Origin of the sequence: Methanobrevibacter sp. (assembly GCF_050872065.1) — an archaeon.
GTDB lineage: Archaea > Methanobacteriota > Methanobacteria > Methanobacteriales > Methanobacteriaceae > Methanocatella.
In genome coordinates this window covers 1-8172 of record NZ_JBNMGD010000057.1, presented here as the reverse complement: position 1 = coordinate 8172, position 8172 = coordinate 1, and the positions used below count along the sequence as shown (strand labels likewise).

Here is an 8172-nt window from a genome sequence, read left to right as displayed (position 1 = left end):
TTCAAAATCATGATAATTCATTATAAATTCATTTAACAAAATTTTTTTATTTAATGAAAGAGCATTATTTTTTTAATAAAAGATTTTAAATACTTTAAAATAATAAGTTTAATTCATTAATGAAAGGAGATTATTGAAATGTCATCTAATGAGATTGGTACTAAAGTACTTTTCAAAAAACAATTAGGTTTGAATTATGAAATAGACCAAAAATATGTTGGTTTAAAAATGAAGGAAAATAACATTTTATCTTTTAATTTTAGAGTCCCGGGAAGTTTAAAAGATGAAGTTGAAGCTTATTTTAAAAGATTTAAATTAGGTGAACCAATTTTAGTTGATATTGGCGGAACTGGAGATATTAAATGTGATTTCAAAGGTATTTCACCTGTATTAAAAAATAAAGATGAATTCGATCAATATTTTATTTCAGCTACTCTTCAAGAAGATAAAACTTATGATCCAATAGAAGAAGAGAAATGTGAAACTTGCAGTGGATGTGGATTCCACTAATTTAATTTTTTTATCTTGTTTTTCTATTAACTTATTTCTTTTATAAATAATCATATCAATACTTATTAAATTTTGACTTAACACTAAATAATTAACTAAAAATAATTCTAGAGGTTTTAAAATGAATCAATATGACATTATTATAATTGGAGCAGGCCCTGGAGGATTAACCGCCGGGATTTATGCAGGTCGTCAAGGAACTAAAAATTTAATTTTAGATAGAGATTTAGCAGGTGGTCTCGGTCGTGAAGTTCCAGAAATGGAAAATTATCCTGGTTTTGATAAAATTTCAGGACTTGAATTAATTGATAAAATGAAAGAGCAGGCTACTAAAAACTGTGATTTGCATGAAATGGAAAATGTAGAAGAAATTACAAAAACTGATAATGAATACAGATTTAGCGTTAAAACAAACAAAGACACATACTTCTCTAAAACAATTATTCTTGCGACTGGAAGCTCACATAGACACTTGAATGTGAAAGGTGAAGAAGAGTTTAAAGGGAAAGGAGTAAGTTATTGTGCAACTTGTGATGGATTCTTCTTTGCAGATCGTGACATAGTTATGGTAGGTGGAGGAAACAGTGCACTTCAAGAAGCATTATATCTAAATAATCTTGGAGCTAATGTTACACTAATACACAGAAGAAATGAATTTAGAGCTCAGAAGCACTTACAAGAAATGATTAAAAAAGAAGGTATCAAAACAATATTAAATGCTACAATTGAAGAAATAAAAGGCAATATGCTTGTTGAATCTGTTTTATTGAAAGATACTGAAACTGGTAAATTGACAAACCTACCGACTAATGGTGTTTTTATTAGTGTCGGATATATTCCTCATACACATCTTGCATGCCAATTAGGAGTCAAATTAGATGAAACTGGACATATAGTAATTGACAAATCACAAAAGACCAACATTGACCATGTTTACGCAATAGGTGATGTGTGTATCGGTTTAAAACAATGGATTGTAGCTTGCGGAGAAGGAGCAGTTGCTGCAACTTCCGCATTTGAAGACATTCAAAATTAATTATAACGTTCTTGTAAGAAGATATAAATGAAGAATGCAATTATTAATACTACAATTACAGGCAATAACCAAATAAATATTTTGAGTAAAACTATTGCTATAAATATCGCAACAATAATGAATATTAAATCTTTAAGTTCCATGTAACATTGATTTATTTTATTTAATATATAAACTTTTGATAAACTATAATAAATAAAAAAACTAAAAATAATATTATTATATTTTAATGGAGTATAATATGACAATTTTAGTAATAAATAACAAAGGCCAATACAATCATAGGATTGTTAGAAGTTTACAATACTTAAAAATTCCAGCTAAATTAGTTTCAAATACTTTATCTATTAAAGAAATCGAGGCTGAAAATCCAATTGGATTAATATTAGGTGGAGGTCCTTCAATCGAAGGTGCTGGATTAAGTGAAGAATACATTGAACATTTCAATCTACCGATTTTAGGAATATGTCTAGGCCATCAATTAATTGCTAAAGCCTATGGAGGAGAAGTTACTACTTCAGACACTGAAAGTTATGCTCAAGTTAAAATAGACATTAAGAATGATGAAAACTTATTTAAAGGCCTAGCTCCTGAGATTGATGTTTGGTCATCCCATAAAGATGAAGTAAAGACAATTCCAGAGAAATTCGAAATCTTAGCTAGTTCCAACTTATGTGATGTTGAATCATTTAAACATAAAGACAAAGATGTATATGGAATTCAATTTCATCCAGAAGTACATCACACTCCGAAAGGAGAAGTAATATTTAATAATTTTTATAAAATCTGTAAAGATAGGTGTAATAATGATTGATAATGCTGATGATTTAAGAGATAAAGCAAATGAGTTTAAAACAGAATTAAAAAAACAATCCCTAAGTGTTCCAATTGGAGATGAAGAATACGATTTTAGAGTTTCTGGAATTGGACAAAAATCCGTTAAATTGGAAAAATATGTCAAATTTGATGAAATATTTGAAGTTATTGAATCAGGAAATGACAATGGTCTTGAAGCAATTATTAAACAATTCATTGAAGATTATGAAGAAGAGGATGAGGAATTATAATGTTAAGTCCAAAAGAATTTATTGAAGAATCAATCCAAAAAATTAAAGAACAAATAGGTGATGAAAAAGCAATTATCGCATTATCTGGTGGAGTAGACAGTTCAGTATGTTCTGTTCTTGTTCAAGAAGCTATTGGAGATAATTTAACTGCAGTATTCGTTGACCATGGCCTTTTAAGAGAAGGAGAAGTTGAACAAGTAACTAATACTTTTAAAGACAGATTAAATTTTAAATTTGTTGATGCTTCCGATGAATTTATGGATGCACTCGAAGGTGTTGAAGATCCAGAAGAAAAAAGAAAAATCATTGGAAAAGTATTCATTGATGTATTTGAAAGAGAAGCAATTAAATCAGGTGCTAAATTCTTAGTGCAAGGAACTATTGCTCCAGATTGGATTGAAACCAAAGGCGAAATTAAATCTCATCACAACTTAGCTCTTCCAAGCGGAATGGAATTAGAATTATGTGAACCAATCCGTGATTTATATAAAGATGAAGTAAGAGAAATCGGTGATGAATTAGATTTACCAGCTACTACAGTATACAGACAACCTTTCCCAGGACCTGGCCTTGGAGTACGTGTCGTTGGAGCACTTACAAAAGAAAATGTTGAAGTATGTAGAAAAGCAAATAAAATTGTTTGTGATGAAATTGAAGCAGCAGGCATTGATAAAGATGTATGGCAATACTTTGCAGTATTAACTGACACTAAAGTTACTGGTGTTAAAGGAGACCAAAGAGACTTCGGGTATTTAGTTATAGTAAGAGTAGTCAACTCCATTGATGCTATGACTGCATCTGTCGCTGAACTTCCATGGGAAGTTGTTCAAACTATTTCAAAAAGGATTACCTCAGAAATCTCTGAAGTTACCCATGTCGCTTTATCCGTAAGTGATAAACCACCTGCAACCATTGAATTCTGTTAAATACTATTTTAATAAATAGTATTTTTCTTTTTTACTTTTTTTCTTAAGATACAAATGAAAACCACTAAAAATGCTTATCTTGCCAAATTAACAGAACAGATAAAAATGAAGTCTGTTAAAATTGGAAAAGATTTAGAAGGAACAACACCTCCATCAGTATTTATTGGAAGCTGGTCTTATCCTAAAGTCTATGCTGGACCCATGATGAGCTCACAAATGGGAGATACATCAATTATGGATGCTCCCGAAGAGTGGATTGTTCAAAATAAAACACAAGACGAAATCATCAACTATAGAATGAATCTTGTACGTGGAAAACAACTAATCAAAATTGATGATTTGGAAAACCCATTTATTGAAAAGCTTCAAGACATATCCCTTGCATCTAAATCAATTGATAGTGAAGCAAGATTCGGAAGAAGGCCAACTGGATCTATGCTTACAGAAGACAGTATGCCCCATGGTCCAAGTGCAGTTATCGAAAAATTTGATATTGATGCAGTTAAATGGGACAGGCAACTTGAAAAAACTTTTTATGATACTGATTTAAAATCAACTGAAGCAATTGTCAACCTCCACAATAAGGATGTACCATTCACAGCTATGCAAAAAGCATTTTCAGTAGGAGCTATTGGAACTAAAAACAAAAGAAAACTTGTTCCAACACGTTGGTCAATTACAGCATGCGATTCAACACTTGCAGATGAATTTTTAAAAGAAGTTAGGAAATTTGAATTATTAGATACATATAGAGTCTTTGAATTTGGTGCACTAAATAATTATTACATAATCATTTTAACTCCAACAGAATGGCAATATGAATGGTATGAAGCATTTATAAAAATAATGAAGAATGAAGAATTAATATTTTCAGATTATGAAACTAATGGTGGTAAAAAAGAATATTCTATTGTGGGTGGATGTTATTATACTGCAAAAATGGCTGTTCTGGATTATCTAATGAAAATCAAAAAACAATCAGGTCTTTTAATTTTAAGAGAAGCATATGATGGATATGTTCCACTAGGTGTTTTCAATGTAAGGGAAAACATTAAGGAAGCAATGCACAATCAATACATAGAATTTGAAACCCTAGAAGCATGCCTAGAATATGCAGGTACAAAACTTAAGATACCTATTAACAAATATGTAAAACAAGGAACTCTAATGAATGAAATGCTTCACTCTAAGCAAACTACATTGGATATGTACTTTAAAATGGATAATTATGTTTAAATTTAAAACCCCCTCTGAAAAAACAAAAAAAATAATGTCTGAAGTTGCATTAAGCAACAACAATACCAACTTTGAAGAAAGTTGCTGTGAAAAAATAAAGAAATTGACTGGAAAAGAAGAAATTAAAATAACTTCCAGTGGAAATAATAGTATTTTTATTGCACTTGCAGCTATTAAAGGAGATATTATTGTTCCAGATCAAGGAGGGTGGCATGGATTCAAACAAATTGCAAAATTCTTAAATAAGAATATCATAACTCTAAAAACAGACTTAGGCCTCATTAACCCTAATTATATGGATGACTTAGACATTAAAGAAGGTTCTGCGTTAATTTACACTAGTTTTGCAGGATACTGTGCGGAACAAGATACAAAAGATATTGCAAAATACTGCAAAAACAATGGCATAACAACAATCGAAGATTCCTCTGCCGGAATTGGGGACAAAGAAAACAGACTCGGAAAATATTCAGATATCATTCTTGCATCAACAGGATCACCTAAAATAATCAATGTTGGCCAAGGTGGTTTTATTGCAACAGATGACCCGGAAATTTTTAAAAAAACAACAATGCCTGCAAAATTAAGTAAAACTTCTGAAATTGTATGTAGTGGTATAGATAGTGAACTTGAAAATATCCAAGAAAAATTAGAACTTACATTAAATGCAACAAACTATTTAAAAAAACATATCAACAATACATTACATCCAAACAAAAGAGGGATTAATGTAATTATACCTAATGATGATGCAAAATCAATAAGTTGGAATTTGAAAAAAACATTAAAGACCGATAAAAGCGGATTCATTACAACCTGCCCTAATTACAATCGTATAAAACAAAAAGCAATTGCGATTGAAGTTAAAAATCTTGATTACAGTTGTCTTGAAAAAGAATATTTGGACAAGATAATAAATGAGATAAAAATTAATAATTTACAGTAAGTTTTGTAATCCTATCAATAATAATATCCTCAAGAGATATATTTTCCATCTCTTTATCAGTGATTCCATAAATCTCTATTAATTTTTCGTTATCAGGAATGAAAACACTGTCATCTACTGAAAAAAATTCAGATAACCTGGAATTTTGATTTTTACTATTAATTATAACAGCACATAAATTCATGTTCCCCTCTTTTAGGCCTAATAATTCAAATGCCTTTGAAATTTGTCTTTGTGCAGAACATCTAAGAGCAATCTCAACACTCAAATCCTTAGCTAAATTTTCACCCCTATCAAAAGAAAGAATTGCCTGATTAACACCATGGATTACATGATTTTTTGAAGCAATAGAATCTGCATTTAACAGTTGAATTATTTCACCATCTTCCTTAATACTATCAATTAAATTAAGTGTTTCATCAATAGAATCAATAGTCCCTTTTAAACCTAAAATTTGAATATTACTCATGTACATATAAACACCTAATCCTGCAATATTCTATTAATTCCAGAAATGAATGCTTTCACACTAGCATTAATAATATCCGGCTCAGTACCCCTGGCAGATACAACTTTATCACCTTTTTGTAATTTAATAATTACATCAATGAATGCATCAGTACCCCCAGCAATAGCATCTACGTGATACTCAATTAATTCAACATCACTGAATGCATCAACCGTTTTAACAGCATTAATTGCAGCATCAACAGGACCTAAACCCACACTAGCATTAAGAATCTCTTCATCATCAAAAGTTATTTTAACAGATGCTGTTGGCATGACCGTATTCCCTGAAACAACAGTTAATTCACCAAGTTTAATCCTATCTTCATGATTTATTTCTAAAACATTGTCAGCTATTACCTGTAAGTCAACATCAGTTACAGTTTTACCCTTATCTGCTAAATCCTTAATATCATTAAAAATTTGTTGAAGTTGATCTTTATTAACTGTCAAACCAATTTCATTGAGTCTACTCTCTAAACCATGAGTTCCCATATGCTTACCTATGACAAACTTACGTTTACGACCAACAAGCTCAGGAGTCATAGGTTCATATGTTGCGGAATTCTTAATAATTCCATCAGAATGTATACCTGATTCATGGGCAAATGCATTTTCACCAACAATTGCCTTATTAGGCTGAATATAAACACCGGTTAACCTAGCAACTAATTTAGAAATATCATAAATCTTATGAATATTAATACCTGTTGAAAAATCCTGCAATAACCTGTCAATACTAAGAACACATTCTTCAAAGGAGGTATTCCCTGCTCTTTCACCAATCCCATTAATAGTTGAATGGAATTCTGTTGCTCCCCCTTTCAATGCTGCTAAAGTATTAGCAACGGCAAGACCAAAATCATTATGGCAGTGAACAGCAATTGGAACATCAATATCCTTTAATTTATTAAACAATTCAAATGAAGAATCTGGTGTTAATACACCTATAGTATCACAAACACAAATTCTATCAGCACCATGTTCTATAGCATCTTGATAAACAGACTTTAAGAAATCAAAATCAGACCTTGAAGCATCTTCTGCAGATAACTCAACAGTTAAACCATGATCTTTACAATAGTCAATAGCATTATTAGACAATTCTATTAAATCTTCACGGGTGGTTTTTAATTTATCATGAATATGTAAATCTGATGTTGGAACAACTAAATTAACACCATCAACATCACACTCTAAACAATAATCAATATCAATAGATAATGGTCTTGAGAAACTTAATATTTCAGAATTAAAACCCTGTTGCATAATTCCTTTAATAGATTCTCTTTCTCCAGGTGAAGTAATTGCAGAACCTGCTTCAATATAATCAATACCAATTTCTTCAAGTTTGGTTGCAATTCTTAACTTCTCATTGGGAGTTAAAGAAACACCAGGAGTTTGTTCTCCATCACGTAATGTAGTATCCAATACTTTAATATTCATAAAAAATCACCAAAAATTATGTAATAGATGTATTAGGCTATAAAAATTATCAAAAAAAGTAAGTAAATAATATGTAATATAAGAAGGCTTGCAGCGAAATGAAATTCCCATAGAAAAACCATAGTACACAAACAAAACACAAAAAGGACTTCACTACTGGGATCGAAACGAGACCAGGTATAACCCCCATGCTATGACCGCAAAACCTACAATTATACTACAAATGAAAATGAAAAAAACAAACTAATAAATAATAATACACGTACAACTTTCACCCTTACTGTAAACACCTAACCAAATCACATCAAAATCAGCGAAAATATAATTTGAAATTTGATTTAATTACTAAAAAAATATTATTATTAAAATAATGCAAGCGAACAATTGGAAGCAGCGGACTAAACAACTCGGAAAAAAAAACCTCGAAGCTCACATCCCTACCCCATCAAACAAGTCTTCTACTCACGTTCTAAGCAATCTATTTTCAGGGGATACCTC

At 30.7% G+C, this 8172-nt stretch carries 9 protein-coding genes and 2 rRNA genes; 7 read left to right on the top strand and 4 right to left on the bottom strand.

The window, feature by feature from the left end; genetic code table 11:
• Positions 1 to 138: 138 nt before the first annotated feature.
• From ACR0P1_RS07150 to ACR0P1_RS07120, 7 genes are all read left to right on the top strand, one after another.
• Positions 139 to 510, top strand: coding sequence for a hypothetical protein (locus tag ACR0P1_RS07150; protein WP_432645718.1), 372 nt, complete (start codon positions 139 to 141; stop codon positions 508 to 510).
• A 121-nt stretch (positions 511 to 631) separates the two neighbouring features.
• The gene (gene trxB, locus ACR0P1_RS07145; RefSeq protein WP_432645717.1) at positions 632 to 1546 is read left to right on the top strand and encodes a thioredoxin-disulfide reductase; all 915 of its coding nucleotides are present in this window, start codon (positions 632 to 634) and stop codon (positions 1544 to 1546) included.
• A gap of 241 nt (positions 1547 to 1787) precedes the next feature.
• Positions 1788 to 2360, top strand: coding sequence for a GMP synthase subunit A (locus ACR0P1_RS07140; protein ID WP_432645716.1), 573 nt, complete (start codon positions 1788 to 1790; stop codon positions 2358 to 2360).
• Positions 2353 to 2613, top strand: a complete 261-nt coding sequence (locus tag ACR0P1_RS07135) for a hypothetical protein (RefSeq protein WP_432645715.1) — start codon at positions 2353 to 2355, stop codon at positions 2611 to 2613. Before ACR0P1_RS07140 ends, ACR0P1_RS07135 begins: the two co-directional genes overlap by 8 nt.
• Positions 2613 to 3539 (top strand): glutamine-hydrolyzing GMP synthase, encoded by a 927-nt coding sequence (gene guaA, locus ACR0P1_RS07130; protein ID WP_432645714.1) that lies wholly within the window; start codon positions 2613 to 2615, stop codon positions 3537 to 3539. Before ACR0P1_RS07135 ends, guaA begins: the two co-directional genes overlap by 1 nt.
• Positions 3540 to 3593: 54 nt before the next feature.
• A complete protein-coding gene (locus ACR0P1_RS07125) occupies positions 3594 to 4775 on the top strand; it encodes an Nre family DNA repair protein (protein WP_432645713.1) in 1182 nt (393 codons plus the stop codon).
• Complete coding sequence (locus ACR0P1_RS07120; protein WP_432645712.1) at positions 4768 to 5721, top strand: DegT/DnrJ/EryC1/StrS family aminotransferase; 954 nt, start codon at positions 4768 to 4770, stop codon at positions 5719 to 5721. The genes ACR0P1_RS07125 and ACR0P1_RS07120 overlap by 8 nt, the downstream gene beginning before the upstream one ends.
• On the opposite strand, the gene cgi121 is transcribed toward ACR0P1_RS07120, so the two are convergent.
• The 4 genes from cgi121 to ACR0P1_RS07100 form a co-directional block, all read right to left on the bottom strand.
• Positions 5705 to 6190, bottom strand: a complete 486-nt coding sequence (cgi121, locus tag ACR0P1_RS07115; RefSeq protein ID WP_432645711.1) for a KEOPS complex subunit Cgi121 — start codon at positions 6188 to 6190, stop codon at positions 5705 to 5707. The two genes, ACR0P1_RS07120 and cgi121, sit on opposite strands and share 17 nt — an antisense overlap.
• A gap of 14 nt (positions 6191 to 6204) precedes the next feature.
• On the bottom strand, positions 6205 to 7674 hold the full coding sequence (locus ACR0P1_RS07110; RefSeq protein ID WP_432645710.1) for a (R)-citramalate synthase: 1470 nt from the start codon (positions 7672 to 7674) through the stop codon (positions 6205 to 6207).
• Positions 7675 to 7759: 85 nt separating this feature from the next.
• Positions 7760 to 7879: ribosomal RNA gene (gene rrf, locus ACR0P1_RS07105) — 5S ribosomal RNA — on the bottom strand.
• A gap of 159 nt (positions 7880 to 8038) precedes the next feature.
• Positions 8039 to 8172 (bottom strand): 23S ribosomal RNA (locus ACR0P1_RS07100); the annotation flags it as partial.

Excerpts from the sequence above, each read along its gene's own strand:
- ACR0P1_RS07150 (WP_432645718.1), top strand. The coding sequence starts at position 139 with ATGTCATCTAATGAGATTGGTACTAAAGTACTTTTCAAAAAACAATTA.
- trxB (WP_432645717.1), top strand. The coding sequence starts at position 632 with ATGAATCAATATGACATTATTATAATTGGAGCAGGCCCTGGAGGATTA.
- ACR0P1_RS07140 (WP_432645716.1), top strand. The coding sequence starts at position 1,788 with ATGACAATTTTAGTAATAAATAACAAAGGCCAATACAATCATAGGATT.
- ACR0P1_RS07135 (WP_432645715.1), top strand. The coding sequence starts at position 2,353 with ATGATTGATAATGCTGATGATTTAAGAGATAAAGCAAATGAGTTTAAA.
- guaA (WP_432645714.1), top strand. The coding sequence starts at position 2,613 with ATGTTAAGTCCAAAAGAATTTATTGAAGAATCAATCCAAAAAATTAAA.
- ACR0P1_RS07125 (WP_432645713.1), top strand. The coding sequence starts at position 3,594 with ATGAAAACCACTAAAAATGCTTATCTTGCCAAATTAACAGAACAGATA.
- ACR0P1_RS07120 (WP_432645712.1), top strand. The coding sequence starts at position 4,768 with ATGTTTAAATTTAAAACCCCCTCTGAAAAAACAAAAAAAATAATGTCT.
- cgi121 (WP_432645711.1), bottom strand. The coding sequence starts at position 6,190 with ATGAGTAATATTCAAATTTTAGGTTTAAAAGGGACTATTGATTCTATT.
- ACR0P1_RS07110 (WP_432645710.1), bottom strand. The coding sequence starts at position 7,674 with ATGAATATTAAAGTATTGGATACTACATTACGTGATGGAGAACAAACT.